This window comes from Kocuria sp. KH4, from assembly GCF_053711175.1.
This window is the reverse complement of record NZ_JBSJYX010000058.1, coordinates 1-544: the sequence shown is the minus strand read 5'-3', so window position 1 is coordinate 544 and position 544 is coordinate 1. Positions and strand designations below refer to the sequence as shown.

1 protein-coding gene is annotated in these 544 nt (G+C 71.7%); it reads left to right on the top strand.

Features of this window, described 5'->3' with window-relative positions:
* A partial coding sequence (locus tag ACWCOM_RS18475) for an oxidoreductase C-terminal domain-containing protein (protein WP_454550200.1) occupies window positions 1-344 on the top strand: 344 nt, incomplete at its 5' end.
* Window positions 345-544 lie beyond the last annotated feature (200 nt).

Genomic DNA, 544 nt, shown 5'->3' with positions numbered 1-544 from the left:
CCCTGCCGGCGGTGAAGCCCCCCTACTTCTGGTCCGACCAGTACGGCACCCGCCTGCAGTTCGCCGGGAACGCCTCCCGGGCCGAGCGGGTGGTCTACGAGCACGGCGGACCGGGCGAGGACTCCCTCCTGGCCGTCTACTACACCGGGGAGGAACCGGTCGCGGTGCTGGGCTGGAACCAGATCAAGCTCTTCGGCCGCTGGCGCAAGACCCTGGAGAAGCTCGCCGCTGCCGCCCGCACCCCTGCCCCGCCGCACGAGACGGCCCGGTCCGTGGCCGCCGCTGTCGCCGCCGCCGCCCCGGCCGCCGCCGCGGCCACCGCCGCCGCCCCGGCCGGAGCGTGACACCTTTCCACCCGCCCCACCCGTTCCGCAGTACGTCGTAAGGAGTTTCGAGTTGTCGACCAATGTTGTTTCCGAGTCCCTGATCGCCACCCTGCCCGGTTCCACCTACGTGGACGAGGACGTCTTCCGCGCCGAGCAGGAACGCATCTTCGAGCAGATGTGGTTCTGCGCCGTGCGCGCCGCCGACCTCGACAAGCCCG